This is a genomic window from Bacillus cereus group sp. MYBK5-2 (assembly GCF_051915685.1).
In the GTDB taxonomy this organism is placed as follows: Bacteria; Bacillota; Bacilli; order Bacillales; family Bacillaceae_G; genus Bacillus_A; species Bacillus_A cereus.
Window position 1 is genome coordinate 1457091 of record NZ_JBQAFE010000001.1, and the last position, 25892, is coordinate 1482982.

The window sequence follows — 25892 nt, forward strand, 5'->3', positions numbered from 1 at the left end:
TTTCTTTCTATAAATAGAGTATCAAACGAAAGTCGTGTGGGTCTATACAAACATTGTTGACGTTTTATAGCTTTTTAAGAAGGGGATAACAAAGTTTCGTAAAGGAAAAATATGTTGAAAAGTACAAAGTCAAGGTGTGAACCTAATTGGAGTTTATTTACTAAAGAGATAGGAGGGTAGATGGATGAGGAAACGAATACTTTTCTTACTACGTATTATTCTTATCATGACAAGGTGTAATTCATTAAACGATGAAAAACTTCAAAAGATAATTGTGAAAATAGATGAAAACCCTCTGAAAAATATTTTCCAGAGGGTTTTCATTTTAGTATGCTTCTAAAAACTCAGTAACTTGCTCTTCTGTTTTTGCATTAGCACTATGTAAGTGGCCTAGCTTCTCACCGTTTTGGTATACAAGTAAACTTGGAATACCCATTACTTGATACTCTTCAGCGATACTTGGAAACTCATCTTTATTGATAGAGTACCATTCAAATTTATTGAACTCTTCCATTACATCTCCGATAAAGTTGTCCATACGTACGCAATCTGGGCACCATGTAGTAAAGAACTTAACAACTACAGGCTCCTCGCTTGCGATGATGTCTTTGAATTCTTGTTCTGTTTTAATTTCTTTCATAAGTAAAACTCCTTTCAATATCACACGAATTTATATGCAAAATTCGTATTTGCAAACATGTTGCAAACTTATTATTTGTTTTTTAGTTTTGTAGTTCGTTCACACTTATAAAATTATATGTAACATGACTGCGCTACTAAGTGTGAAAATAATGGAACCTCACTTTTCTTTATAAGCTTTTTCCAGGATTGTGTCAAACTTTTGAATTTTATACAGAAATTAAAGAAGCCCACACTTTGATTGAGTATGGGCAGAGTGACTAAAATTAATCGCTTATTAATTTCGAATAGATATTTAAATCGATAAGCTTTCCAGCTGATTTTTCGCTCTTTCTCAGAATCCCTTCTAGATTAATTAACTTTTATTATACAAGAAAATTACTACATTGAACAAAGGCGTTAATTGGAACAAACTCATCAATTGAATATTGCGTTCAGTGTGATTAAGAAAGTGGTGTATAAAGATGGGAAGAGATGAGAGTTACTTCCAAACTAAAAAAAGAGTAGATAATTTAAAAACATTTTACATTCATTTAACCATCTACATACTAGTCAATCTGATGCTTTTTTACTTTTTAAGTAGTGAATTAGCTATTTTTTATTTTAATTACAAAAATTGAATAAGGTTAGAAATTATATGGTTGTAATGGGAATTGAGGGATATGAATAAAAAAATTTTATCCCGCTATTTGTCGGGCAGTAATACCCCCACCTCAAAATTCAGCGGAAGCAAAGAAGTTAGGTGGGGTCGGGCTGCCAGTAAAAGCCCGATTGGTGAGAGCTGATTAAAGTTTCACTTTATTAGGGATTTGCCTTAAACATTTATTACAGTCAAGAATATTTATAATAATATGAACTAAAAAAGGTCCAATTTTTGTAATGTTGGAGGGGATTATTGTGGACATAACTCAAAGTGTATCAAGAATAGTGGTTAATGGGAAAGACCTTTCTTTCACTTCAGTTCAAACCTCTGCATGGAATCATGGACCTGTAAATGATTTAATCGTTACGACGAATCAGAGAGTGAATGAGCTTTATCAATTCATGTGGTCGCAAGTACCGGTTACGATTTCGGTATATTTCCTTCAAGGAGCGGATTTACTGAGGTTCGTTAGGGTTGCGGGAATTAATGAGCGTGTAACAGGAGAATATGTATATCATTTCATTTGGTGATAAGAAGGAGTCAAAGTAGTCTAGCAGCTACTTTTTTATTTTGTCATTTGAATATAAGCGAGCGGACTAGCTTTATAGTACCCACTGAAATAAAGAATCATAATATAATTTGTAATAAATTATACGGGAAGGGAGCTGAGAATCATGTTTTATTCATATTTTAATTCTGAAACTGGTATGCGACCAGCATATGGTACATCTATAACGTATAGTGGAGCACAAAGTACAGTCCAAGCTATTCAACAAGCATTGCAAATGCAACAACAAATGCAAATGCAGCAGCAAGGAGTACAACCATATTACTCATCCGTAGAGTATTTTTACCCAGTACATCATGTTACACCGTACGGAAGTTCTTTTCTTACTATTCCATATGGAACTATATACAACTTATAACTAGTAAGGAATGAAGTGGTGTATATAAATAAGGGTGCAGATTAATAGCGCCCTTATGAATAATAAAAATAGCTAGTCCAAACCTTATAAATCAATCTTACATAATATATAGTAATAAGTTTGAAAGGGGAATCAGTATGTCTTGTTATTACTACTGTAAGTATTGTAAGGAGTATAAAAATAAGCATCATGATTGTTGTAAGAACACTAGTAAGTGTCATGATAACAAGGACAATCTTGTTAGAGCATCGGCATTTAGAGCTAGAAATACTGTGAATCAAAATGTTCCTGCTAATACTTTTGTGAAAGTGTTATTTCAAAATGAACAATTTGATTTAGCGAATGAGTATAATCCAGCAACATCTATTTTTATGCCGAAGACTAAAGGTGTATATTCTATTATTGGAACGATTGGTTTCTTTCCAAACGATCCAACTTTAAATTATAGAGCGCGTGTAGAAATTCGTGTGAATGGAAACGCAGCGATAGCTATAGATAATGACTTTTTTGGTCCAATAAGTTTTGGAAATGTCGTAAGTGTTTCGACGATTGTTCAATTGAATGCAGGGGATGAAGTTGAGATTTATGCACAAAGTAGTATAGATGGAGTTTTAAGTCCTTTAGAAGATGGTGCACATTTTGAAGCAGCAAGATTTCCTTCTCCAAATAAATAAAACTGATCATTAAATGTTTTTTAGTAGGTTTAGTTAATCCCCTTACCAAATGGTAGGGGATTATTATTGTTTTTCTAAAATATATAAGTAAATAGGTAAAGCGTAGTTTAATTTGTAGGGGCTTCAACCTTCTTCAGATAATAAACAGAATAATAAGTAACATGCTTGTAAAAACGCATTGTTAGTAAGTTTACTAGTTTTCTTATAGAACAAGAAAGACGGAATACATAAAAGATCGTATCATTATGTTTTTTCTTTACTATATAGAAATTATATATTGAACATAGATTTGTGTAGGGAATGCTAATACACTGAAAAGAATAGCATAAAGGCGATTACACTATATAAAAACAAAATCAATCCTAAGATGAGTAGTATTGGATGCAACTTGAACATATTTGACCTCCTTGAGTATATAAAGAATTTTAATATATTGTTGGTCAATTTAGAAGGGGGACGGTTACATAAAAAAAGAGCATACATAAAAAGTACGCTCCAAAGAAAGATAGGTTTTATGAGTGGATAATCTCCATACGATAATATATGTTCTTTTCATAAAAACGTGTAAAAAATCAATGAATTATCAATGGAATATCATAACATGAGTAATTTTAGTCTAGGAATGCAGTTATTTTCTTTCTCGGTTATTTTAGGTAATAAAGTTGTGAAAATCGTGCATTATGCGGACTAACAACGGGATAGCGATCGTACTTCCGTTACATATTTCTTAAAGTCTGGGTATTGCGTGATAGTTTGACATTTAGGGGTGCATAGTTGATTAATTATAGACACATTTGTAATTACTTCGTTACAAGGACCGAAAAATGTAATTTTTAGCTTTGAATTTGGTGGGATTTTGAACACGATAGGTTTTTTTTCCATGAAATCAGCTCCTAATATTGAGTATTATAATTTAATGGATATAGAGTCGTATTAGTATAATATGAAATTTCAGTGGATTTGCTTATAATAAAGAATTTTATAGTAGTAAAAGTGCTTAAAGATGTAAAGGGGAAATTGAGAATGGGAAATAAAATGTTTAATTAATATAATCAATAAATACGCAAATGGTTAATATAACTAATGCATTTTTTTGTTTGTTACATATTATGTTAGTAAGAATGGTATAAGGAGGTAGTATAAAATAGGGGAAGAAAATGTACAAGCTCAGCTTTCGCCACCGTGGATCACATATTTTAATGAATTAAAAAATTCAATAGGTGCTGATCCAACTGTTACAGTTGGGCCGCTTATTCCTGTTGGTGGTAATTATATTATTTTAGTGCATGCGTTAAGCAACGAAAAAGCGAGAGCATTAGCAACGCTTTTAAAATCTTTTGTACAATTTGGGAATGTAAGTGTGACAGTTATTGTAACGAATAATGAGAATGAAATTGTAAATCCATTTCCTTGTCCACTAGATGCATTTGAAATAGCTCATTTATTTCAAGTAGCACTAGAAAATAATCCTTATTTTGAACAAGTTGTGGTACAGCCTCAGTTCCCTGGCGGACCGAATGTTGTTTTTCCGGTTTTCGCTGCGGAAGTCATTCAGTTTTTCAATGACGATATTTCTAACTTATGTCAAACGTTTACAGGTGTTGCTGCCAATGTGTTTCGTGATGTAATGAATGATGAGGTTTGTGGTATCCCAATTCTATTTTCCACAAGTTGTGTTATGAGCAGTGAAAACTCACAATTACAAAATACAGATTTAGCACCAAAGTTGTTTTATTAAACTGTAAAAAGACATTTTCAGTAATAGAAAATGTCTTTTTTATGCACCAATAGTGTTCAGGTTGGAAAATAGCAATTTAATAGGAGTAAACTTCAATTAATTAAAATTTTTCTAAATCTCAAATTTCATGTAGAGGTAGTAATTTTGACTTAAGAGTATATAGAAAATGAGGGATGAAATTTTTAGTTGAAAGGAAATCGATACTGAAAGTTATAATTTAATAATACAGGGAATTTTTTTTTAATATCTGTAAAAATGATTGATAGGACGAGATTACATAATAAATGAATAGTAGGGTATATTTCGAATGTTTTATGTGGCATACATGTTAAAGTTGATAGAAATATTTCTGAAAGAGAATATATTTTGAAAAACAGTAAAGATTCTTTTTATTTATATTATAGATAGCTAGTTTTAGAGAGAGGAGGCTTACAATAAAACAAGCTATGAATAAGACATTCAAAAGGAGCTGGAATGTATGGGGTATATTGTAGATATTTCAAAATGGAATGGAACTATTAATTGGGATATTGCAGCATCTCAGCTAGATTTAGTGATTGCTAGAGTTCAAGATGGCTCTAATACGGTGGATTTTATGTATCAAGATTATGTTAGTGAAATGAAAAAGCATAGTATCCCATTCGGTAATTATGCTTTTTGCCGTTTTATATCTATTGCTGATGCAAAGAAAGAGGCACAAGATTTTTGGAATCGTGGTGATCAATCTGCTAAGTTTTGGGTAGCGGACATAGAAGTTCAAACGATGGTAGATATGCAAGGCGGGACACAGGCATTTATTGATGAATTACGCCGTTTAGGTGCGGAAAAAGTAGGATTATACGTAGGGCATCACACGTATTTATCATTTGGAGCATGTAATATTGAAGCTGATTTCATATGGATCCCTCGTTATGGAGGGAATAAGCCAGCATATCCATGCGATATGTGGCAATATACGGATTCAGGGAATGTTCCTGGTATTGGGAAATGTGATCTGAATCGATTAGTAGGAAATAAGTCACTTTCTTGGTTTATAGATTCCAACAAAGCAAATCAATCTAACATAGTGTATACACAGCAACCGAATGGCATTGGTATTGCAGTTTCGAAATATCCTGATGGATACGGAATAAATTTATATGAAACTCCCATGAACCCTCAATTTACAGGTGCACTCACTCAGAAAATTCCATATTTAATCTTAACAAGTTATTGGGGAGGCGGTGAGCAAGATATGATTTGTTTAGGGAACGATAAGCAGTGGGCATATTTAAAACATTTTAATGTGAAATGGTTTTATGCAACTTCGAAATATCCTGTTGGTTACGGAGTAAATTATTATGAAGAGCCTGAATGTATGAATTATAAAGGGAATATAGATGGATCGACATCTTTTCGAGTGTGGGGTAGAGTGGGAAATGCGATAGATATCGGGCAGAATAGTTGGATACCTGAAAAACATGTAATTATTAAGTAACTATAGCGGCAGTATTGTTTTTAAGGAGTATGTAAAGAGTCTTCTTACTATACATAATAGTAAGAAGACTCTTTACGTTTAAAAATGAAAATACATGATACATAGTCTACTCATATGAAATGAATTACATGTAGAAAACACACTGTTTTCACAATGACTGTGTATAGTTAATTTGCATAATGATAAAAGTGAGGTATTTGAATTGAAAAAGAAAAAAATATTTATTGGAACAATTATTTCATGCGTGATGCTAGCATTATCTGCATGTGGTTCCTCAGACAACGTAGTAACATCAAAAGTAGGGAATGTTACAGAGAAAGAATTAAGTAAAGAATTACGACAACAATATGGAGAAAGTACTTTATATCAAATGATGTTAAGTAAGGCATTGTTAGATAAATATAAAGTTTCAGATGAGGAAGCAAAAAAGAAAGTAGAAGAAGCAAAAGATAAAATGGGTGAGAACTTTAAATCGACTTTAGAACAACTTGGGTTGAAAAACGAAGATGAATTAAAAGAAAAAATGAAGCCAGAAATTGCATTTGAGAAAGCGATTAAAGCAACAGTTACAGATAAAGATGTGAAAAATAACTATAAACCAGAAATGAAAGTAAGTCACATTTTAGTGAAAGATGAAAAAACGGCTAAAGAAATAAAGGAGAAAGTAAATAATGGTGAAGATTTTGCTGCCTTAGCAAAACAGTATTCAGAGGATACTGGTTCAAAGGAACAGGGCGGGGAAATATCTGGTTTTGCTCCTGGGCAAACAGTGAAAGAATTTGAGGAAGCTGCGTATAAATTAGATGCAGGCCAAGTAAGTGATCCGGTTAAAACAACTTACGGTTACCATATTATTAAAGTGACGGATAAAAAAGAATTGAAGCCATTTGATGAAGTAAAGGATAAAATTCGTAAAGATATAGAACAACAAAGACTACAAGATACGACAGGTAAATGGAAACAACAAGTAGTCAATGATTTATTGAAAGATGCTGATATTAAAGTGAATAATAAAGAATTTAAAGATACATTTAAATTTCTAGAAAAGAAATAATGACTGTAATCATAATTAGAAAAGGGAACTCATATAGAGTTCCCTTTTCTAATTAGTGTGTGAGTTATAAATAGATAGTAAGACAATACAATATTACATTTAAATATTAAGAATTACAATGGAAAATTATGGTTTATAATTATTTCAACGAAAGTGGATATTCTACGGTTTTCATTATGCAAGTTTATTACATATATTTACTCTTTAATAATGAATATCGAACATAATTTAAAAAATAATACATATAATGTTTTTGAATAAATATTTAACATGGATAATTAGTAAAAAGCTGAGCATTCGATTGGAAAGGATGCTCTTTTTGTTGTGAAAATTTTAGGATAAAGAATGAATCGTTTTAAACGCATCATTTACCACATCAATAAATTAAGGTGGGGAGAATATATGAAAGTAATCTTTCAAGGAGAGGGCGGAGCGAAAATTTTTGAGTCATATGATGAAAATATAAGTGATTTATTAGCTATATTAAAAGAAACGAAAGGGATTAAAATCGGAATTGTTGAGTATAAAGTGTTAAAGTACGAACTTAATTATTTTCGTCATCCGAAAAAAGCGGATACAGAGAGAGAGTTACATATAATAGTACAACCTAAGTATATGTAATGAAATATAATAATAAAAATCACTGATTCAGTTTTGTAAAGTTCCATAGAGTATGTAAGAAAAGAGAGTGTTGTAAATGCTCTCTTTTCTTATGCTTTGTGAGTTCGTTCATCATAGTATATGTGTTCAGTTATAGATGGTTAATAAACGAAAAAATTTAAAACTTTTTTGTTTAGGCAGGGATTTTATATTTGAGTAAATAAATATACTATGAAGTATTTTTTATACGAATATTGGAGGAGTATAAAATGAGTTTAGCAAGTTACATAGGCTGTAATGTAGAAATTCCGTTAACGGAGCCCGATTCTAATGATGTAATTGTTTTTGGACCATGTTTTGCAGATGAAAGTATGCTTGAAATTGTACAAGAGTATCAATTCCAAAAAAATTACATATATGAGGTTTCAACTAGTTGGGGAATTGAACTTGTCGAGTGGCAAAACGTAAAGGAAAAAAAAGAAGCGAAAGAAAAACTTTTAACTTTATGCAAGATTATGGAAGGTTATTTGGAAGATGGAGACTATTTTGAATTATTCAGTTGTTGGGTTGGTGATGAAGATAAGGAACGAGTAGGGGAATTGAAATTAAAAATAAATCATTTTAATATAGATGAATTATGTATTCCAGAAAGAACATTAGTTAGGATAGAAAAATAAGCTTTGAATATTTTTTAGAAAAAGGCGATTTCACTTTGTGTGAAGTCGCCTTTTAGTTTTTATATGCATTTTATATAAGAAATGAAAAGTTTATTTGATAAAGGAAAAAATATGGAGATAAATAAAATTATGTTTTTTGTTAAGAAATAATAAGTATAGCTCTTCTCAAAGGAACGTAAGTTCGTGTATAATAAGAACGAATGTTCTTTTAAGAGGTAACCTAATTATAGTTTAGAAGTAAATTCGAGTTTAGTAAGTATTAAAAATAACTAAGGGATAGCATGAATAAATAAATGTATAAATGATCAAGGAGATAAAAAATGAACGATGTAAAGATACAAAAAGAAGAAAGAGAGTGGGTTCCGTTTACAGTAATGTCCGAACAACTTTTAAATATGAGAAAGATTATTGGAGAGAAATTAAAAGTACAAAAACCGCTTTTAACAAATGAAGCAAAAGAGAGGATTTCTGATAAATTATTAACGTCATTACTGTCTGAGAAAGAAATATTGGTAACATATTTTGAAGATGGTTACATATTAACAAGCTACATGACTGTTGTACATATCAATCCGGTAAAACAAATTGTAATTTGTACAGTCGCCTTTTATAAAACTTACGTATTTAACGCTATGGATATTATTGAAATAATGTAAAAAAAGCTGAATATTAAATGGCAGCTTTTTTTATTTCTGATTTATGAGACAAATAATATAAGAAAAAGCAGCTAGCTTTGTGCTAGCTGCTGAGCCCCAGGGAAAGGGAGAAAAAGATAGGGTACTCCAAAATCGATAAGAGCTGTCAAACAGCCTGATTATAGTATAGACAAATTAAAATTTTCTATACAAAAAGTTGAACATAAGATTAGGCTGTACCCACTTGGTTTTGATCTGCAAGGTCAGAATCAAATGTATTGGTCGCGCTAACACCGCTAAAAGTATTAACAACAAAACCAACGTTTGATGCGCCGGAACCATTATAAGCTTTCGTATTTTCTTTCGGAGAAACGTTGTAGAAATCACCTAAGTTAAATGATCCATTACTATTTTGTACAACTAAATTTCCTACAACTGATGGCATAATTTTCACCTGCTTTATAATAAGTTGTTAACATTACTATATGGAGTTATAGTCCAGATGGTTCATATAATAAAAATTGTGGAATAGTAAAACGTTTGGAGCATGGATTTCAATAAAAGTGTGTTAAAATTAATATAATAAAGTTGAGTAATTTTTTTAAAAAATTTGTATAATTGATATATATGAAAATAAAGGAGGCAAAATGTAATGAAAGATATTATGAAAAAAGTTGATTTAACAGATGCCAAATCAAGTAATCTTGTTGCACTAATTTATAGTAATGAAGTTATATTAGTTGAAGACGCATTTTGTCCAAATGAAATAAAATTAAAGTTTAATGAAATTGCAATTTTATCTGCAATTAAAACAGCTCATATTGCGAAAGTGTCTATTAGGAAAGAACTTGAAGCGCTTTTTCATGATACGGGTGTTATATTAGTGAAACAAAATGTTGATTATGGTAGTAGTCAATCTATTACCATGCATTTTGAGCAATTTAAAAAGTTGCAAGATGAGATTGAACATTTAAATAAAAGTATGTAATAAAGCAGCTAAATAAAGGTTCTATCATAAAGGTGGAATGTGTTGTGTTGAAAAAGTGGTTTAAAAATTATTTGGGTGAATCGCATTGTAAACATAAATATATTTTTATTAAGATGCAGGATAATGAGAATTTTAAAAAAGGGACATTAGGTGTAGTTTATATTTACCAGTGTGAGAAATGTGGAAAAGAGAAGTTGAAATGTAAAAACAATAATGAAATAAACAATGAATTTTTAGATATATAGCAAAAAGTAACCATGATGGTTACTTTTTTGGTTTATGTATACAATATCAAAACCATTACTAAAGTATGAGTTGAGTTGATACTATAGTAAATCGCTGAATAAAAATGAAGAGAGTAAGATATAGGGAAGGAGGATGAGAGAAATGAAGCGAAAAGAAATTAGTAAATCTGTAATTATTACAGGCGTGACACAAGGGTTAGGGCGTGCGATGGTTGATCGATTTCATGAATTAGGGTGGAACATATATGGTTGTGGACGTTCAAAAGATAAAATTGAAGAACTAAAAAAGCAGTACAGTAAAATACATGATTTCCAAGTAATTGATGTTTCAGATTCTCAGCAAGTTAACAATTGGGCAAATTATATACTTAATACACATACAGCTCCCGATATGATAATAAATAATGCATCGATTGTAAATCAAAATGCACAACTTTGGAAAATTACGGCTCAAGAATTCGAAAATGTAATGAATGTAAACGTGAATGGTGTAGTAAATGTAATAAGAGCATTTGTTCCAGCGATGGTAGCTAGGAAAGAAGGAATTATCATTAATATGAGTTCTAGTTGGGGGAGAGAAGGTGAGGCTGAGCTTGCGCCATATTGTGCCTCGAAATTTGCTATTGAAGGTATCACTAAATCTATGGCCCTGGAATTACCCCATGGCATGGCTGTAGTTGCTTTAGATCCTGGAGGGAGTATTAGTACTCCAATGCTGAAGTCATGTGCGCCACAATATATAAATGAATCGCCTACACCTGAAACTTGGTCACATAAAGCAATTGAATATATATTGAATATAACAATAGATAAAAATGGAGATTCATTGACATGCCCAGCATGCATATAAAAAGCACCTTTAAGGTGCTTTTATATTAGTAGCACATTATATCATTCACAAAATTACATCTAAAAAATAAAATAAAAGATTAAGGGTGAGATTTGTTTGTTTTGAAAGCTTTAGAAAATATTTAAATAGGTGATAAAAATGAATCCAAGCAGTTTAAAAGTGACAGGGGCATGGTTTCAAGTGGGAGGGAATCTTACAGCTGCTATTGGAACGACAAGAGGATTTATTGGAGAAGAGAAAGTTGAATCGGATCTTGTTATTGTAGGAAGCTCATTACAAGCCCTCGGATATATATTACAAATCATTGCGAGCAATTATGATGATGGGGAAGAAAAAAGAGAAAATCAAAATATAGGCTTAGAGAATCAAAGTAAATTACTTGATCAAATAGGAATTGAGTTATTAGCATTAGGCAATATATCAAATGTAATAGGAACATATTTTAATATAAATGAACAATTGAAAGAAAATGATTATCTTATCATTACAGGGAACAGTTTACAATCGATCGGTGCTTTTTTAGGAGTAGAAGCAGCTTTGTTGGATATAAATGTATTACAGAAAATTATTATACTGGGTAACTCCATGCAAAGTTTAGGGGCTGGATTACAAGCGTATCAAGGTGTTTCAAATGTATTGAAAGATGAGAGAGAAAATGAAGATAGTATTTTTGATAAGAAGGATGAGAGAATCATTGCACTCATTGGTATTTGGATACAAGCGATAGGAACGTTAATTTCTGCAATTGGAGTAACTGCAATAGAGGAAGAAAATAGGCTAGAAAACAATAAAAAGTCTGAAATACTTATTTAAATAGAAGGAGATACATTGATTTTAGAGGTAGGTTAAGATTAAAATGGTAGTAGGTTTTTTTGCGTATATTTTGAAAAGTGATATATAAAATACAAAATAAGGAGTTTTCAAGGGATGATGTATTTATTAGCAATTCTTCTTCCACCTGTTGCTGTATTATTTTGTGGAAAACCAATTCAGGCAATCATAAATTTCATATTAACATTAATATTTTGGGTTCCAGGAGTTATACATGCAATTCTTGTAGTGCATGATAAAAAAGCTGATCGGCGTTTGAAAAAACAAATTCAAGCATATGATGAAATTAATAAGAGGAATCAAAGATAATTCATCTGCAAAATGTTTTTAAAAGAAAGGAGGATTAACCTCCTTTCTTTTTTAGTGGGTGTTAAGTTTAGATTTTTGTGTGGCGGAAAGAATTTTTAATGTAAGTATTATGATAATAACTTTTAGATTGTGCATGTAATAGGCCAGTATAAATACTTTCTGGTACATTAAAGAAATCGTACATACCATTCTTTAATTGGATTCGCAAAATCATAGAAAAAGGATTGTAGCCAACAGCAACTATATTTTTTGAAATTACGGGAGATAGCTTCATCATTACACAACTCCTCACTTTTCATTTTTAATAATTTCTTGTAGATGTTGAGGTTGTGATGTTGAAATCCTTATAATTTAAGAGGTATTATACTTATATGCAATATATTAAATGTTTGTTATACGTAATTATAAGGAAGTTCACACGAAGTACATATCGTTGTGCTATTTTTATTTCACCTTTGATTTATAAATAAGAAAATATTGACCATTTGAAAAAAAGGTATATTATTTATACGAGGTATTAAAAATTCACTTTCTACATTCTATGCTTAAAGGGGCAGCGTTATTAGGAAAAATAGAAGTGAAAATAGTTTGTATAAGAAGTATTCTAAAATTTATAATCTGTGAATTAGGAAAATATTGAATGCTCCAGGTCAATATACTTTCTTAATCAAATTCATTTTAGAAAGTGACCTCAATATTTTTAAGTAAATCAACGGGAGAATTGAAAGGCAGGAGAAAGTAACATGTCAGAAAATTATCGTTCTCGAGAGGAACGACGACAAGTTAAAAAGAAAAAACAGCCAGCTTCTAAAACACAAAAACCAAAAGGTAAAACATCATTCTTTCGCAAGTTTTTAATTACTTGTTTATTACTTGGTATTGTTGGTTTAGTGGCGGGGGTTGCTACCTTTTTCGTAATGATTAAGGATGCACCAAAACTTGAGAAAGCAAAACTTGTTAATCCGTTATCCTCAAAAATTTATGATAAAAACGGGGATTTGGTATATGAATATGGAAAAGAAAAAAGGACGAATGTTACGTATGAGCAAATACCTAAATTAGTAGAAAATGCATTTTTAGCGACAGAAGATTCACGTTTTTATGAGCATAGCGGAGTAGATTTTAAAGGTACTGCCCGTGCTGTTCTAGTAAGTCTTAAAGGAGATTATGGTTCTCAAGGTGGAAGTACGATAACACAACAAGTTATTAAAAACTACTTCTTATCAATGGACAAAACACCAAAGCGTAAAGCGCAAGAAATATATTTAGCTTATAAGCTAGAACAACAGTATTCAAAACATGAAATATTAGAGATGTACTTAAATAAAATTAACTTAGGAAACCGTTCATACGGAATCGCAACAGCAGCACAAAACTACTATGGTAAAGAATTGAAGGACTTAACATTACCAGAAGTTGCGATGCTTGCTGGTTTACCGAAAGCACCGAATAACTATGATCCAACGAAAAAAGAAAATGTTCAAAAGGCAACAGAAAGAAGAAATGTTGTTCTAAACTTAATGAATCGACATGGATATATAACAAAACAGGAAATGGAAGAAGCATCAAAAGTTGACGTAGAAAAGGGGCTTAAGCCTGCAGCTCAACTACAAACAATGCCATACCCTGCATTTATGGATGCAGTTGTGAAAGAAGTAGAAAAAGAATTACCGGATGCTAATATCGGTTCTGACGGTTTAGAAATTTATACAACGTTAGATCCGAAAGCACAGAAACTTGCTGATAATATTTTAAATAATAATATCATTGATTATCCGAACGATAAATTCCAAGGTGCATTTACATTTATGGATACGAAAACAGGAGAAGTTCGTGCTATAGGTAGTGGCCGTGGAGAAAATAAAGCTGTATTTAAAGGGCATAATATGGCAATTGAATTAGATCGTGCAGCTGGTTCAACGATGAAGCCGATTTTCGACTACGCTCCTGCAATTGAATATTTAAAATGGGCTACGTACCATCAAATTGATGACTCTCCATTTAAGTATTCAACGGGACAAGAAGTACGAAATGCAGATAGAAGTCATATGGGTCCAATTACAATGCGTGAAGCATTAAAAATGTCGCGTAATATTCCTGCAATTAAAACTGCAAAAGAAGTAGGGATTAGTAAATCGAAAGAATTCTCTGAGAAACTAGGTATTACATTTAATACAGCACCGACAGAATCGACAGCGATTGGTACAAATGAAGTATCGCCAACTGAAATAGCGGGTGCTTATGCGGCATTTGGTAATGAAGGTAAATATACGAAACCGCATTTTGTTAAGAAAGTCGTTTATCCAGACGGTAAGTCACAAAGTTTTGGACAAAAACCAAAACAAGTTATGACAGATTCTACCGCATACATGATTACTGATATGCTTCGTTCTGTAGTTACATCAGGTACTGGTACATCGGCAAATGTAGGCTCTTTAGATGTAGCTGGTAAAACGGGTACGACAAACTATTCATCAAAGCAATTAGCTCAATATAAAATTCCAGAAAGTGCAACTCGTGATAGTTGGTTCGCTGGATATACACCGCAATATACGATGGCAGTATGGACTGGGTATATGAAAGATGGTAAAGACGAGTATATTAGTAGTAAAAATACGAAAATTGCACAGTTGATCTTTAAAGAAATGATGAGCGAAATGGCTACAGATAAATCACGCTTTAAAATGCCAAGTAGCGTTATTCAAGAAGGTAGTGAGCTACGTATAAAAGGTGAAAAACGTGATTCATCGCCAAATACTAGCGTGCCGGATACAACGGAGCAACCAAAACAAGATCAACAGCAAAAAACTGAAGAAGAGAAAAAGCAAGAAGAATTAAAGAAACAAGAAGAACTGAAAAAGCAAGAAGAACAAAAGAAACAAGAGGAACTTAAGAAGCAAGAAGAACAAAAGAAACTAGAAGAGCAAAAGAAACAAGAAGAACAAAATAATGGAAATGGCCAAGGAACGACACCTCCAGCAAATAATGGAGGAGGTCAAGGAAATACGACACCTCCAGCAAATAATGGAGGAGGTCAAGGAAATACGACACCTCCAGCAAATAATGGAGGAGGTCAAGGAAATACGACACCTCCAGCAAATAACGGAGGAGGTCAAGGAAATACGACACCTCCGGCAAATAATGGAGGAGGTCAAGGAAATACAACTCCACCAGCGACCACACAACCAGAGACTGGCGGTAATGCAGGAGAGACCCCTGCTAATAATGGGCAATAAGAAAAATTTATAAAAAATATTAAAAAGCACTTAAGATTTGTGAAAATTACAATCTTAAGTGCTTTTTTCGTTTAAATGTAGTAGCTATGAAATGATGTGTTTTAAATGTTAAACGTACCATAAAAATTTTGAAAATAAATTGATGGGAAATGATAAAAGACTTGAGCCTGAGGTAGTGGAGCGTGGCTAGGATGATAAAAGGTAGTGCTACTTGGATGGGCACCATGATGCCAAAATGAAGGGGTAGCTTGACCTGGTGATTGGTATTGTTGCCAAATTGCTGGAAGTTCAATGCCGACATCGGAACTTGCTGTATGAACGGTGGGGGCATGTATTTCGGGTATCGAAGGAACCGCGACAGTTACTCTTGATGATAATACCCACATAAAATAATCACTCCTAAGTTGTGATAATAAATTAGTATATTCTTTTCACACGTATAAAGGTACATATATAGGACTTTCGTTTAAAATATGCGTACAAAGTCTTAAGACTAATGTAAGCTGATGGTGGACTATTTAATATGAAAAGATACGTCTATTTGCGGAGGGAAAAGAGATAAAAAAAATATACAATGAGGGTGTTAATCGTAATATTTTACGAGTGTATGGAGGTATTTGTATGGAACGATTATGGACGAAATCATTTATTCAAATGACTTTCGCAATGTTATTTTTATTTACAGGATTTTATTTACTTGTTCCAACGCTCCCGCTCTTTATTAAAGAGATAGGTGGCAATGAATCGCAAGTTGGACTTATGATGGGGATGTTTACAATAGCTGCTGTTGTAATACGACCGATTATTGGAGGAATGTTAGATCAATATGGTAGAAGATCCTTTATTATTTTCGGACTCATCTTTTTTGGCTTAACGATGTACTCCTATAATATAGCATCGACTATTGTCCTTTTAGCTGTTTTACGTGTTATTCACGGAGTAACATGGGCTGTTTCTACAACAGCTGTTGGAACAGCAATAACGGATATTATTCCAGATTCACGCCGCGGTGAAGGTATGGGTTGGTATGGGATGGCGATGACAATTGCAATGGCGATTGGACCTATGATTGGATTATGGGTTGTGCAAAATTATTCATTTCATGGTCTATTTTTATTAGCGACGTTGTTATCTTTTATGGCAGTTGTATTATCATTAATAACGAAGATCCCATTTACGCCACAAAAAGAAAAAGGGAAAATTCAGCTATTTGAGAAATCCGTATTAACAATCACGATTGTAGTATTCTTTTTATCGTTTGCATATGGAGGAATAACAACCTTTTTACCGTTATTTGCATCATCAATTCATGTAAACCCGGGAACTTTCTTTCTTGTATATGCAATTGCATTAACAATTGTAAGACCAATTTCAGGGAAACTATTAGATAAGTATGGAGAAGTATTCATCATACTTCCAGCATTATGTATTACTATTTTAGCTATAGTTGTTTTAACTATCTCAAATGGTTTGATAGGTGTAATTATCGCAGCAACATTATACGGTATTGGATTTGGTTCAGCGCAGCCAGCTTTGCAAGCGGCAATGCTTACAATTGTCGATCCGAGTAAAAGAGGAGTTGCAAATGCTTCATTTTTTACAGCGTTTGATTTAGGAATCGGGTTAGGTGCTATTTTACTTGGAGTTGTTTCACAAATGTTTGGTTATCGTATTTTATTTTCAGGGAGTGCAATTTCAGCATTGATAGCCTTAATTATTTTCGTCTTCTTTGTAAAACAACGATTAGGAAAAAAAGAGTTTGCGTAAACTGGAGGAATAAATATGAGAATTTCAATTGATCGTAAAGCTCTGCAATGGTTCCAGGAAGAATTACGTATAAAGCACGGTGAATCTGTACGTTTTACTGTAAGGTACGGAGGGGATAGTTCAATTCAGCCCGGATATTCTTTAGGGGTTGTTGCTGAGAAACCCGATGGCGAAATAGTGTCAGTTGAGAAGGAAGGTATTATATTTTTTGTAGATTCTGATGATCTTTGGTATTTTCAAAACTATGATTTATTTGTAAGTTATCATGAGGAAATGGAAGAAATTCAATTTAATTATGTAAAATAATAACTTTATTAAAAATGAATAAGTTTTATATAAAAATTATATTTAAGAGATAGTGAAATAAATATCATATAGTAACGAGCTGTATTTATGTACAGCTCGTTTTTTCTATTTCTCAAATAAAATTAGAATAATTGTATATTTGGCGGTGTTATATGAAAAATCTTTATATCTTGTTTTTGAAAATACGCAAAGAAGTCTATCCTTTCTTTATAAAATATAAGAATTATTTTCAAAAAATTGTATTGTTACAGTAAGAAAAGTGTAGGAAACTTATCATTATAAAATAAATTGAAATCTTCTAAAAACTCTGATACATTGAAATAGAAATGTAGTTTCACAATATTGTAAAGGCTTACAGTTATGTGCACGAAGATCTATTAGGATTGGAGGAAATAATGATGAAAGCTGAAGAGAAATTTTCCCCGGGATTAGATGGTATAGTGGCAGCGGAGACGAAAATCTCGTTTCTTGACACAGTAAAAGGTGAAATTGTAATTCAAGGGTATGACTTAATCGAACTCTCAAAAACAAAAGAGTATTTAGACATTGTGCACCTTTTATTGGAGGAACACCTACCGAATGAAGATGAAAAAGTAACACTTGAAAAGAAATTAAAAGAAGAATATGCAGTACCAGAAGGTGTATTCAACGTACTAAAGGCATTGCCTAAAGAGACGCATCCCATGGATGGATTACGTACAGGTGTGTCAGCGTTAGCTGGTTACGATAATGATATCGAAAACCGCTCGTTAGAAGTGAATAAAAGCCGAGGGTACAAGCTGTTAAGTAAAGTGCCAAACATTGTAGCGAATAGCTATCATATTTTAAATAATGAGGAGCCAATTGAACCTCTTAAAGAATTATCTTATAGTGCGAATTTCTTCTATATGTTAACTGGTAAAAAACCAACTGAACTTGAGGAAAAGATCTTTGATCGTTCCCTTGTTTTATATAGTGAGCATGAAATGCCAAACTCTACATTTACAGCTCGCGTTATTGCATCAACACAATCAGATTTATACGGTGCTTTAACAGGTGCAGTTGCATCTTTAAAAGGAAGTTTACATGGCGGTGCAAATGAAGCGGTTATGTACATGCTTTTAGAAGCTGGTAATGTTGAGAAATTTGAAGAGTTATTACAGAAGAAACTATATAACAAAGAAAAAATTATGGGCTTTGGACACCGTGTTTATATGAAGAAGATGGATCCAAGAGCACTTATGATGAAGGAAGCTTTAAAACAGTTATGTGATGTAAAAGGTGATTATACACTATATGAAATGTGTGAAGCTGGAGAAAAGATTATGGAAAAAGAAAAAGGAATTTATCCAAATCTTGATTATTATGCAGCTCCAGTATATTGGATGCTAGGTATTCCAATTCAACTTTACACACCAATCTTCTTTAGCTCTAGAACAGTGGGATTATGTGCGCACGTTATTGAGCAACATGCAAATAATCGTTTGTTCCGTCCTCGTGTAAATTATATTGGCGAGCGACATGTACTTAGTAAATAAGAACAACTGGGGAGTTGTTAGCGCCGCCCGCCAGATGGGTGTTTGACCGACACCCATCATTAATAATAACGAATTTTCGACAGAAAGGGAAGAATAGCATGATTAAAACAAATGAAATTAAGCAAAAAGATGCATTATTAGAAGAGATTACCGATTATGTATTAAATAAAGAGGTTACTAGTGCAGAAGCATTCAGTACAGCTCGTTACGTATTACTTGATACACTTGGATGTGGAATTTTAGCACTGCAATATCCAGAATGTACGAAATTACTAGGACCAGTTGTGCCAGGAACAATCGTGCCAAATGGTACACGTGTACCAGGTACGTCTTATGTACTAGATCCAGTAAAAGGTGCATTTAATATCGGATGTATGATCCGTTGGTTAGACTATAACGATACTTGGCTTGCAGCAGAGTGGGGACATCCATCTGATAACCTAGGCGGAATTTTAGCAGTTGCAGATTATATTAGCCGTGTTCGTATTTCAGAAGGAAAAGAAGCTTTAAAAGTACGTGAAGTATTAGAAATGATGATTAAAGCACATGAAATTCAAGGCGTGCTTGCTTTAGAAAACAGCTTAAACAGAGTTGGTCTTGACCATGTATTATATGTAAAAGTAGCAACAACTGCAGTAGTTGCGAAAATGCTTGGCGGAACACGTGAAGAAATCTTTAATGCATTATCACATGCGTGGATTGATAATTCTAGTCTTCGTACATATCGTCATGCTCCAAATACGGGCTCACGTAAATCATGGGCTGCAGGTGACGCAACGAGCCGCGGTGTTCATCTTGCAATGACTGCTCTAAAAGGTGAAATGGGTTATCCAACAGCATTATCTGCGCCAGGATGGGGATTCCAAGATGTATTATTCAATAAACAAGAATTAAAATTAGCAAGATCACTAGAGTCATATGTAATGGAAAATGTATTATTTAAAGTGTCATATCCAGCAGAATTCCATGCACAAACGGCTGCAGAATGTGCAGTGAAGTTGCATCCGGAAATTAAAGAGAGATTAGATGAAATTGACCGTATTACAATTACAACTCATGAATCAGCAATTCGTATTATTGATAAAGAAGGTCCATTAAATAACCCAGCTGATCGTGATCATTGCTTACAATACATTACGGCAATTGGTTTATTAAAAGGAGATATCGTTGCAGACGATTATGAAGATGCAGTAGCAAACGATCCACGTGTAGATGAATTACGTAATAAGATGGTTGTTGTTGAAAACAAACAGTACAGTTTAGATTACCTTGACCCGAACAAGCGCTCAATCGCCAACGCTGTTCAAGTTCACTTTAAAGATGGCACAGTAACAGAAAATGTGGAATGTGAATATCCGCTTGGTCACCGCTTCCGTAGAGACGAAGCAATTCCAAAAGTTGTTCAAAAATTCACTGCAAATATGGCAGGTCATTATTCTAGTAAGCAACAAGAACAAATTCATGAAGTTTGTTTAAATGAAGAAAAACTAGAAAATATGAATGTAAACGAATTTGTAGATCTATTCTTAATTTAATAATAGGGGGGAATTTAGAATGGCTTGGGTTGTGAAAAAGCAGTCAACACAAGAGGAGCTTGCGAATCGATTCCGAGCTTTAGTAGAAGCAAATGAAATTTTGCAAATTCCAGGTGCTCATGATGCAATGGCAGCTCTTGTTGCGAAAAATACAGGTTTTTCAGCTCTTTATTTATCAGGAGCTGCTTATACTGCAAGTAAAGGTTTACCAGATTTAGGTATCGTGACGTCTACTGAAGTGGCTGAGAGAGCAAGAGATTTAGTAAGAGCTACAGACTTACCTGTTCTTGTTGACATTGATACAGGATTTGGTGGTGTACTAAATGTGGCGAGAACAGCTGTAGAAATGGTGGAAGCGAAAGTAGCAGCTGTCCAAATTGAAGATCAGCAATTACCAAAAAAATGTGGACATTTAAATGGTAAGAAACTTGTTACTACAGAAGAATTGGTTCAAAAAATTAAAGCGATTAAAGAAGTTGCACCGAGCTTATACATTGTAGCACGTACTGATGCTCGTGGCGTTGAAGGATTAGATGAAGCAATTGAAAGAGCAAATGCATATGTAAAAGCAGGTGCAGACGCAATTTTCCCTGAAGCGCTTCAATCAGAGGAAGAATTCCGTCTATTTAATAGTAAGGTAAATGCACCTTTGCTTGCGAATATGACTGAATTCGGAAAAACTCCATATTATAGTGCAGAGGAATTTGCGAATATGGGTTTCCAAATGGTTATTTATCCTGTAACTTCACTTCGCGTTGCAGCGAAAGCGTATGAAAATGTGTTTGCTTTAATTAAAGAAACAGGTTCTCAAAAAGATGCACTTTCTAATATGCAAACGAGAAGTGAATTATACGAAACAATTTCATATCATGACTTTGAAGAGTTAGATACTGGTATTGCAAAAACAGTATTATCAGAAGATCAATAGATAAAGCAGCGAAGGCGATGAAAATACATCTTTGGCAAAATAAAATGCTTGATGTGAAAAATCATCGCCTTCTATTTTCAAAAAAGATATTCCACTCATCGTAGACGAGCATAAGCAAAAAGCTATGAAAGCCGAATGATAGGGGGATACATATGGAGAAAACGAAGTTACCATGGGATGAATTTTTTTCACTTAATAAAGATATAAATCATACTTACTTTACACCAGAAGATTTTTCAGGTGATGAAGATTTAATCGCAAAAACGACAGAACAATTCGTTAAACAAGAAATTGTTCCACAAATGGAGAATATTGAACAACATAATTATAAAGTTTCTCGTCAATTATTTGAGAAAGCTGGGGAACTTGGATTATTAGGCATTGAGGTACCAGAAGATTATGGTGGGTTCGAGTTAGGAAAGGCTGTCTCAGGTCTTGTAGCAGAGAAAATGGGTTACGCTGGTGCGTTTAGCGTTTCTTTTAATATACACGCTGGTGTCGGTACATTGCCTTACATATATTATGGAACGAAAGAGCAAAAAGAAAAATATTTACCGAAAATCGCATCGGGAGAATGGATTGGGGCTTATGCTTTAACAGAGCCAAATGCTGGTTCGGATGCATTAAGTGCAAAAACAAGCGCCGTATTGAATGAAGAGGGAACAGCTTGGAAGTTAAATGGTGAGAAGCAATGGATTACAAATGCTCATATGGCAGATGTATACGTTGTTTTTGCGAAGACAAATAAAGGAATGACAGCGTTTATTGTCGAAAGAACATGTGAAGGTGTATCTATTGGATTAGAAGAAAAGAAAATGGGGATTAAAGGTTCTTCAACAGCGACTCTTATTTTAGAAGATGTTGTCATCCCTGCTGAAAATGTTTTAGGGGAAGTTGGGAAAGGGCATCACGTAGCCCTTAATATTCTTAACTTTGCTAGACTTAAACTTGCTTTTGGAAATATTGGAACAGCAAAACAAGCAATTGGTTTGTCGGTTCAATATGGAAAAGAGCGAAAACAGTTCCAAACGGAATTAGTAGACTTTACGATGATTCAAGAGAAAATTGCAAATATGATCATTGCTACATATGGAGCCGAAAGTGCAGCTTATCGTACGGCAGGTGTAATCGATGAAGCAATTCATGAGAGCGATGAAGATCTAATGAAGAAAATGTCCCAATTTGCAATTGAATGTGCACTGAATAAAGTAAATGCTTCTGAAACACTTGCTTATATCGTAGATGAAGCTGTACAAATTCATGGTGGTTACGGTTATATGCAAGAGTATGAGGTAGAACGATTATATCGTGATGCTAGAATTAGTCGTATTTTTGAAGGAACGAACGAAATTAATAGATTAACAGTTGCTAAAATGCTAATGAAGCAAATCGAACAATTAGAAGATACTGAAGTAGAAAGTGATGTAGCAAATGTAGAAAGAAACCATCGTTACATTTTATTAGCGAAAAAATTGTTGAAACAATCTTTGAAAACGCTCTCTAAAACTCCAGGCCTAAAAATTGACCAAGAACAAGAATATTCACGTGTAATTTCAAATATGTTGACGGACGTGTACGTCATGGAATCAGCGTTTTTACGTACGAGAAAAGCGGTACGTAAAAATGGTGAGGAAAAAGAACGTACGAAGCAATTAATAACGGATGTTATTTGTGAAGAAGGATACCGTAAAGTAGAAGAAGCGACGATTTCTGTACTTTCAGCAGCTGTCACAGAAGAACAAGATAGACATGTGATTTTAGCTGAAATCCGTCAATTATTAGTGCCTTTATACACGAACGTATTTACGAAGAAGAGAGAAATTGCGAAAGCTATTATAAATCGTGGGAAATATATTGTGTAAATAGGAGGAAAGCGATATGAAAAAGATTGGTTTTATCGGTTTAGGTAACATGGGCCTTCCAATGTCAAAAAATCTAGTTAAATCAGGTTACACAGTATATGGCGTGGACTTAAATAAAGAGGCGGAAGCGTCCTTTGAAAAAGAAGGCGGAATTATCGGTCTATCAATCTCAAAACTAGCAGAAACATGTGATGTAGTTTTTACAAGTTTACCTTCACCTCGCGCTGTTGAAGCGGTATATTTTGGAGCAGAAGGATTATTTGAAAATGGTCACTCGAATGTAGTTTTCATTGATACAAGTACGGTATCGCCGCAGTTAAATAAACAGTTAGAGGAAGCTGCAAAGGAAAAGAAAGTAGACTTTTTAGCAGCACCTGTGAGCGGTGGTGTAATCGGAGCCGAAAACCGTACATTAACGTTTATGGTTGGTGGATCAAAAGACGTATATGAGAAAACGGAATCTATCATGGGCGTACTAGGCGCCAACATTTTCCACGTTAGTGAGCAGATTGATAGTGGTACAACTGTTAAGTTAATTAATAACTTATTAATTGGTTTTTATACAGCTGGTGTGAGTGAAGCTTTAACATTAGCGAAAAAGAACAATATGGATTTAGATAAAATGTTTGATATTTTAAATGTAAGTTACGGTCAAAGTAGAATTTATGAACGTAATTATAAAAGTTTTATAGCACCTGAAAACTACGAGCCAGGATTTACTGTGAACTTATTGAAGAAAGATTTAGGATTTGCAGTTGACTTAGCTAAGGAAAGCGAACTCCATTTACCGGTAAGCGAAATGTTATTAAACGTATATGACGAAGCGAGTCAAGCTGGATATGGTGAAAATGATATGGCTGCTTTATATAAGAAAGTTAGCGAGCAATTAATTTCTAATCAAAAATAAATTATACAAAGGAGAGAATACAATGATTACAACTGAAATTAAACGAGTAAAAAATCACATTAACGGTGAGTGGGTTGAATCGACAGGTACGGAAGTAGAAGCAGTTCCAAATCCAGCGACTGGAAAAATTATCGCTTACGTTCCACTATCTCCAAAAGAAGATGTTGAAAAAGCTGTTGAAGCGGCAAAAGCAGCATTCGAAACATGGTCTAAAGTACCAGTTCCAAATCGTTCAAGAAATTTATATAAATATTTACAGCTATTACAAGAAAACAAAGATGAGCTTGCAAAAATCATTACGCTAGAAAATGGTAAGACGCTAACGGATGCAACAGGTGAAGTACAGCGTGGTATTGAAGCGGTAGAACTTGCAACATCTACGCCAAATTTAATGATGGGTCAAGCACTTCCGAATATCGCTAGCGGAATTGATGGATCGATTTGGCGATACCCAATCGGAGTTGTTGCTGGTATTACACCGTTTAACTTCCCGATGATGATTCCGTTATGGATGTTCCCACTTGCAATTGCTTGCGGTAATACATTCGTATTAAAAACATCTGAAAGAACGCCACTTTTAGCGGAGCGACTTGTAGAATTATTCTATGAAGCAGGTTTCCCAAAAGGCGTATTAAATTTAGTGCAAGGCGGAAAAGATGTTGTAAATAGCATTTTAGAAAATAAAGATATTCAGGCTGTTTCGTTCGTTGGCTCTGAGCCGGTAGCTCGTTACGTATATGAAACAGGTACGAAACACGGAAAACGTGTACAAGCGTTAGCAGGTGCGAAAAACCATGCGATTGTAATGCCAGATTGCAATCTTGAGAAAACAGTACAAGGTGTAATTGGATCTGCATTTGCAAGTAGTGGAGAGCGCTGCATGGCATGCTCAGTAGTAGCAGTAGTGGATGAAATTGCTGATGAATTTATTGATGTATTAGTAGCAGAAACGAAAAAATTAAAAGTAGGCGATGGCTTTAACGAAGATAACTATGTTGGACCATTAATCCGTGAATCTCATAAAGAGCGCGTTTTAGGCTATATTAATAGCGGTGTAGCAGATGGGGCAACTTTATTAGTAGATGGCCGTAAAATTAATGAAGAAGTTGGAGAAGGTTACTTTGTAGGTGCGACAATCTTTGATGGCGTGAATCAAGAAATGAAAATTTGGCAAGATGAAATTTTTGCTCCAGTATTAAGTATTGTACGTGTTAAAGATTTAGAAGAAGGTATTAAACTAACAAATCAATCTAAATTTGCAAATGGTGCGGTTATTTATACGTCAAATGGTAAACATGCACAAACATTCCGTGATAACATCGATGCTGGTATGATTGGTGTAAACGTAAACGTTCCAGCACCAATGGCATTCTTCGCATTTGCAGGAAATAAAGCTTCATTCTTTGGTGATTTAGGTACAAATGGTACAGATGGCGTTCAATTCTATACACGTAAAAAAGTTGTAACTGAGCGCTGGTTTTAATATAGAGTAAACAACCAAATCAGTTATTAGATGAAAACCACCACTATTAATAGTGGTGGTTTTCG

General features: G+C 33.6%; 28 protein-coding genes and 1 pseudogene. 24 read left to right on the plus strand and 5 right to left on the minus strand.

Annotation, left to right across the window (positions count from 1 at the left end):
• Positions 1–325: 325 nt before the first annotated feature.
• Positions 326–640 (minus strand): thioredoxin family protein, encoded by a 315-nt coding sequence (locus tag ACTFP3_RS07770; protein WP_000658787.1) that lies wholly within the window; start codon positions 638–640, stop codon positions 326–328.
• 463 nt (positions 641–1103) lie between these two features.
• Between ACTFP3_RS07770 and ACTFP3_RS07775 the strand changes: the two are divergent.
• From ACTFP3_RS07775 to ACTFP3_RS07790, 4 genes and pseudogenes are all read left to right on the plus strand, one after another.
• Positions 1104–1250 (plus strand): annotated as a pseudogene (locus tag ACTFP3_RS07775) (2TM domain-containing protein); the annotation flags it as partial.
• 286 nt (positions 1251–1536) lie between these two features.
• Positions 1537–1812: a hypothetical protein gene (locus ACTFP3_RS07780; RefSeq protein WP_000355695.1), complete on the plus strand. Its 276-nt coding sequence runs from the start codon at positions 1537–1539 to the stop codon at positions 1810–1812.
• Positions 1813–1956: 144 nt separating this feature from the next.
• Positions 1957–2208, plus strand: a complete 252-nt coding sequence (locus tag ACTFP3_RS07785; protein WP_000500100.1) for a DUF3947 family protein — start codon at positions 1957–1959, stop codon at positions 2206–2208.
• 137 nt (positions 2209–2345) lie between these two features.
• Entirely contained in the window at positions 2346–2882 is a 537-nt protein-coding gene (locus ACTFP3_RS07790) for a C1q-like domain-containing protein (protein WP_440009897.1), read from the plus strand.
• 687 nt (positions 2883–3569) lie between these two features.
• Here the strand turns inward: ACTFP3_RS07790 and ACTFP3_RS07795 are convergent.
• Positions 3570–3764 (minus strand): hypothetical protein, encoded by a 195-nt coding sequence (locus tag ACTFP3_RS07795; RefSeq protein WP_000412555.1) that lies wholly within the window; start codon positions 3762–3764, stop codon positions 3570–3572.
• A 262-nt stretch (positions 3765–4026) separates the two neighbouring features.
• Here ACTFP3_RS07795 and ACTFP3_RS07800 point away from each other — a divergent pair, with 262 nt between their 5' ends.
• The 6 genes from ACTFP3_RS07800 to ACTFP3_RS07825 all read left to right on the plus strand — a co-directional run bounded on the left by ACTFP3_RS07800 (position 4027) and on the right by ACTFP3_RS07825 (position 9084).
• The gene (locus ACTFP3_RS07800) at positions 4027–4620 is read left to right on the plus strand and encodes a hypothetical protein (protein ID WP_440010008.1); all 594 of its coding nucleotides are present in this window, start codon (positions 4027–4029) and stop codon (positions 4618–4620) included.
• A 478-nt stretch (positions 4621–5098) separates the two neighbouring features.
• Entirely contained in the window at positions 5099–6097 is a 999-nt protein-coding gene (locus ACTFP3_RS07805; protein ID WP_440009900.1) for a glycoside hydrolase family 25 protein, read from the plus strand.
• 202 nt (positions 6098–6299) lie between these two features.
• Entirely contained in the window at positions 6300–7151 is an 852-nt protein-coding gene (locus ACTFP3_RS07810; RefSeq protein ID WP_000727348.1) for a peptidylprolyl isomerase PrsA, read from the plus strand.
• A 402-nt stretch (positions 7152–7553) separates the two neighbouring features.
• Positions 7554–7772: a hypothetical protein gene (locus ACTFP3_RS07815; protein WP_000864271.1), complete on the plus strand. Its 219-nt coding sequence runs from the start codon at positions 7554–7556 to the stop codon at positions 7770–7772.
• Positions 7773–8020: 248 nt separating this feature from the next.
• Entirely contained in the window at positions 8021–8428 is a 408-nt protein-coding gene (locus tag ACTFP3_RS07820) for a hypothetical protein (protein WP_006925988.1), read from the plus strand.
• A gap of 320 nt (positions 8429–8748) precedes the next feature.
• Entirely contained in the window at positions 8749–9084 is a 336-nt protein-coding gene (locus tag ACTFP3_RS07825; RefSeq protein ID WP_440009904.1) for a YolD-like family protein, read from the plus strand.
• A gap of 208 nt (positions 9085–9292) precedes the next feature.
• Here the strand turns inward: ACTFP3_RS07825 and gerPF are convergent, their stop codons facing one another.
• The gene (gerPF, locus tag ACTFP3_RS07830) at positions 9293–9508 is read right to left on the minus strand and encodes a spore germination protein GerPF (RefSeq protein WP_001141569.1); all 216 of its coding nucleotides are present in this window, start codon (positions 9506–9508) and stop codon (positions 9293–9295) included.
• A gap of 207 nt (positions 9509–9715) precedes the next feature.
• On the opposite strand from gerPF, the gene ACTFP3_RS07835 reads away from it, so the two are divergent.
• The 5 genes from ACTFP3_RS07835 to ACTFP3_RS07855 all read left to right on the plus strand — a co-directional run bounded on the left by ACTFP3_RS07835 (position 9716) and on the right by ACTFP3_RS07855 (position 12286).
• Positions 9716–10051, plus strand: a complete 336-nt coding sequence (locus ACTFP3_RS07835) for a hypothetical protein (RefSeq protein WP_000651907.1) — start codon at positions 9716–9718, stop codon at positions 10049–10051.
• Between the two features lie 44 nt (positions 10052–10095).
• Positions 10096–10296, plus strand: coding sequence for a hypothetical protein (locus tag ACTFP3_RS07840; RefSeq protein ID WP_000915146.1), 201 nt, complete (start codon positions 10096–10098; stop codon positions 10294–10296).
• Between the two features lie 142 nt (positions 10297–10438).
• On the plus strand, positions 10439–11146 hold the full coding sequence (locus ACTFP3_RS07845) for an SDR family oxidoreductase (RefSeq protein ID WP_000823062.1): 708 nt from the start codon (positions 10439–10441) through the stop codon (positions 11144–11146).
• Between the two features lie 138 nt (positions 11147–11284).
• Positions 11285–11959, plus strand: a complete 675-nt coding sequence (locus ACTFP3_RS07850) for a DUF6944 family repetitive protein (protein ID WP_001070038.1) — start codon at positions 11285–11287, stop codon at positions 11957–11959.
• 114 nt (positions 11960–12073) lie between these two features.
• The gene (locus tag ACTFP3_RS07855) at positions 12074–12286 is read left to right on the plus strand and encodes a YqaE/Pmp3 family membrane protein (RefSeq protein ID WP_440009907.1); all 213 of its coding nucleotides are present in this window, start codon (positions 12074–12076) and stop codon (positions 12284–12286) included.
• Positions 12287–12353: 67 nt separating this feature from the next.
• Here the strand turns inward: ACTFP3_RS07855 and ACTFP3_RS07860 are convergent, their stop codons facing one another.
• Positions 12354–12563 carry a KTSC domain-containing protein gene (locus tag ACTFP3_RS07860; protein WP_000977081.1) on the minus strand — a complete coding sequence of 70 codons (210 nt, stop codon included), beginning with the start codon at positions 12561–12563 and terminating at the stop codon, positions 12354–12356.
• A 466-nt stretch (positions 12564–13029) separates the two neighbouring features.
• On the opposite strand from ACTFP3_RS07860, the gene ACTFP3_RS07865 reads away from it, so the two are divergent.
• Entirely contained in the window at positions 13030–15522 is a 2493-nt protein-coding gene (locus ACTFP3_RS07865; protein WP_440009909.1) for a PBP1A family penicillin-binding protein, read from the plus strand.
• A 101-nt stretch (positions 15523–15623) separates the two neighbouring features.
• On the opposite strand, the gene ACTFP3_RS07870 is transcribed toward ACTFP3_RS07865, so the two are convergent.
• Positions 15624–15908 (minus strand): hypothetical protein, encoded by a 285-nt coding sequence (locus ACTFP3_RS07870; protein WP_088362672.1) that lies wholly within the window; start codon positions 15906–15908, stop codon positions 15624–15626.
• Between the two features lie 235 nt (positions 15909–16143).
• Between ACTFP3_RS07870 and ACTFP3_RS07875 the strand changes: the two genes are divergently transcribed.
• The 8 genes from ACTFP3_RS07875 to ACTFP3_RS07910 all read left to right on the plus strand — a co-directional run bounded on the left by ACTFP3_RS07875 (position 16144) and on the right by ACTFP3_RS07910 (position 25827).
• The gene (locus tag ACTFP3_RS07875; protein ID WP_152122056.1) at positions 16144–17289 is read left to right on the plus strand and encodes an MFS transporter; all 1146 of its coding nucleotides are present in this window, start codon (positions 16144–16146) and stop codon (positions 17287–17289) included.
• Between the two features lie 15 nt (positions 17290–17304).
• Positions 17305–17595, plus strand: coding sequence for a HesB/YadR/YfhF family protein (locus ACTFP3_RS07880; protein ID WP_001222842.1), 291 nt, complete (start codon positions 17305–17307; stop codon positions 17593–17595).
• Between the two features lie 395 nt (positions 17596–17990).
• Positions 17991–19112, plus strand: a complete 1122-nt coding sequence (mmgD, locus tag ACTFP3_RS07885) for a citrate synthase (RefSeq protein WP_002041090.1) — start codon at positions 17991–17993, stop codon at positions 19110–19112.
• 98 nt (positions 19113–19210) lie between these two features.
• Positions 19211–20647 (plus strand): 2-methylcitrate dehydratase, encoded by a 1437-nt coding sequence (gene prpD / locus ACTFP3_RS07890; protein WP_152122058.1) that lies wholly within the window; start codon positions 19211–19213, stop codon positions 20645–20647.
• A 19-nt stretch (positions 20648–20666) separates the two neighbouring features.
• On the plus strand, positions 20667–21575 hold the full coding sequence (prpB, locus tag ACTFP3_RS07895) for a methylisocitrate lyase (RefSeq protein WP_000312639.1): 909 nt from the start codon (positions 20667–20669) through the stop codon (positions 21573–21575).
• Positions 21576–21727: 152 nt separating this feature from the next.
• Positions 21728–23437, plus strand: a complete 1710-nt coding sequence (locus ACTFP3_RS07900; protein ID WP_000415992.1) for an acyl-CoA dehydrogenase family protein — start codon at positions 21728–21730, stop codon at positions 23435–23437.
• 16 nt (positions 23438–23453) lie between these two features.
• Complete coding sequence (locus ACTFP3_RS07905; RefSeq protein WP_000719409.1) at positions 23454–24344, plus strand: NAD(P)-dependent oxidoreductase; 891 nt, start codon at positions 23454–23456, stop codon at positions 24342–24344.
• A gap of 22 nt (positions 24345–24366) precedes the next feature.
• A complete protein-coding gene (locus ACTFP3_RS07910; protein WP_000633344.1) occupies positions 24367–25827 on the plus strand; it encodes a CoA-acylating methylmalonate-semialdehyde dehydrogenase in 1461 nt (486 codons plus the stop codon).
• Positions 25828–25892: the final 65 nt, after the last annotated feature.

Coding starts and splice junctions, on each gene's coding strand:
- ACTFP3_RS07880 (WP_001222842.1), top strand. CDS start 17,305: ATGAGAATTTCAATTGATCGTAAAGCTCTGCAATGGTTCCAGGAAGAA.
- ACTFP3_RS07900 (WP_000415992.1), top strand. CDS start 21,728: ATGGAGAAAACGAAGTTACCATGGGATGAATTTTTTTCACTTAATAAA.
- ACTFP3_RS07905 (WP_000719409.1), top strand. CDS start 23,454: ATGAAAAAGATTGGTTTTATCGGTTTAGGTAACATGGGCCTTCCAATG.
- ACTFP3_RS07820 (WP_006925988.1), top strand. CDS start 8,021: ATGAGTTTAGCAAGTTACATAGGCTGTAATGTAGAAATTCCGTTAACG.
- ACTFP3_RS07855 (WP_440009907.1), top strand. CDS start 12,074: ATGATGTATTTATTAGCAATTCTTCTTCCACCTGTTGCTGTATTATTT.
- ACTFP3_RS07805 (WP_440009900.1), top strand. CDS start 5,099: ATGGGGTATATTGTAGATATTTCAAAATGGAATGGAACTATTAATTGG.
- prpD (WP_152122058.1), top strand. CDS start 19,211: ATGATTAAAACAAATGAAATTAAGCAAAAAGATGCATTATTAGAAGAG.
- prpB (WP_000312639.1), top strand. CDS start 20,667: ATGGCTTGGGTTGTGAAAAAGCAGTCAACACAAGAGGAGCTTGCGAAT.
- ACTFP3_RS07770 (WP_000658787.1), bottom strand. CDS start 640: ATGAAAGAAATTAAAACAGAACAAGAATTCAAAGACATCATCGCAAGC.
- ACTFP3_RS07910 (WP_000633344.1), top strand. CDS start 24,367: ATGATTACAACTGAAATTAAACGAGTAAAAAATCACATTAACGGTGAG.
- ACTFP3_RS07860 (WP_000977081.1), bottom strand. CDS start 12,563: ATGATGAAGCTATCTCCCGTAATTTCAAAAAATATAGTTGCTGTTGGC.
- ACTFP3_RS07815 (WP_000864271.1), top strand. CDS start 7,554: ATGAAAGTAATCTTTCAAGGAGAGGGCGGAGCGAAAATTTTTGAGTCA.
- ACTFP3_RS07790 (WP_440009897.1), top strand. CDS start 2,346: ATGTCTTGTTATTACTACTGTAAGTATTGTAAGGAGTATAAAAATAAG.
- ACTFP3_RS07795 (WP_000412555.1), bottom strand. CDS start 3,764: ATGGAAAAAAAACCTATCGTGTTCAAAATCCCACCAAATTCAAAGCTA.
- ACTFP3_RS07835 (WP_000651907.1), top strand. CDS start 9,716: ATGAAAGATATTATGAAAAAAGTTGATTTAACAGATGCCAAATCAAGT.
- ACTFP3_RS07865 (WP_440009909.1), top strand. CDS start 13,030: ATGTCAGAAAATTATCGTTCTCGAGAGGAACGACGACAAGTTAAAAAG.
- ACTFP3_RS07850 (WP_001070038.1), top strand. CDS start 11,285: ATGAATCCAAGCAGTTTAAAAGTGACAGGGGCATGGTTTCAAGTGGGA.
- gerPF (WP_001141569.1), bottom strand. CDS start 9,508: ATGCCATCAGTTGTAGGAAATTTAGTTGTACAAAATAGTAATGGATCA.
- ACTFP3_RS07870 (WP_088362672.1), bottom strand. CDS start 15,908: ATGTGGGTATTATCATCAAGAGTAACTGTCGCGGTTCCTTCGATACCC.
- ACTFP3_RS07785 (WP_000500100.1), top strand. CDS start 1,957: ATGTTTTATTCATATTTTAATTCTGAAACTGGTATGCGACCAGCATAT.
- mmgD (WP_002041090.1), top strand. CDS start 17,991: ATGATGAAAGCTGAAGAGAAATTTTCCCCGGGATTAGATGGTATAGTG.
- ACTFP3_RS07845 (WP_000823062.1), top strand. CDS start 10,439: ATGAAGCGAAAAGAAATTAGTAAATCTGTAATTATTACAGGCGTGACA.
- ACTFP3_RS07875 (WP_152122056.1), top strand. CDS start 16,144: ATGGAACGATTATGGACGAAATCATTTATTCAAATGACTTTCGCAATG.
- ACTFP3_RS07825 (WP_440009904.1), top strand. CDS start 8,749: ATGAACGATGTAAAGATACAAAAAGAAGAAAGAGAGTGGGTTCCGTTT.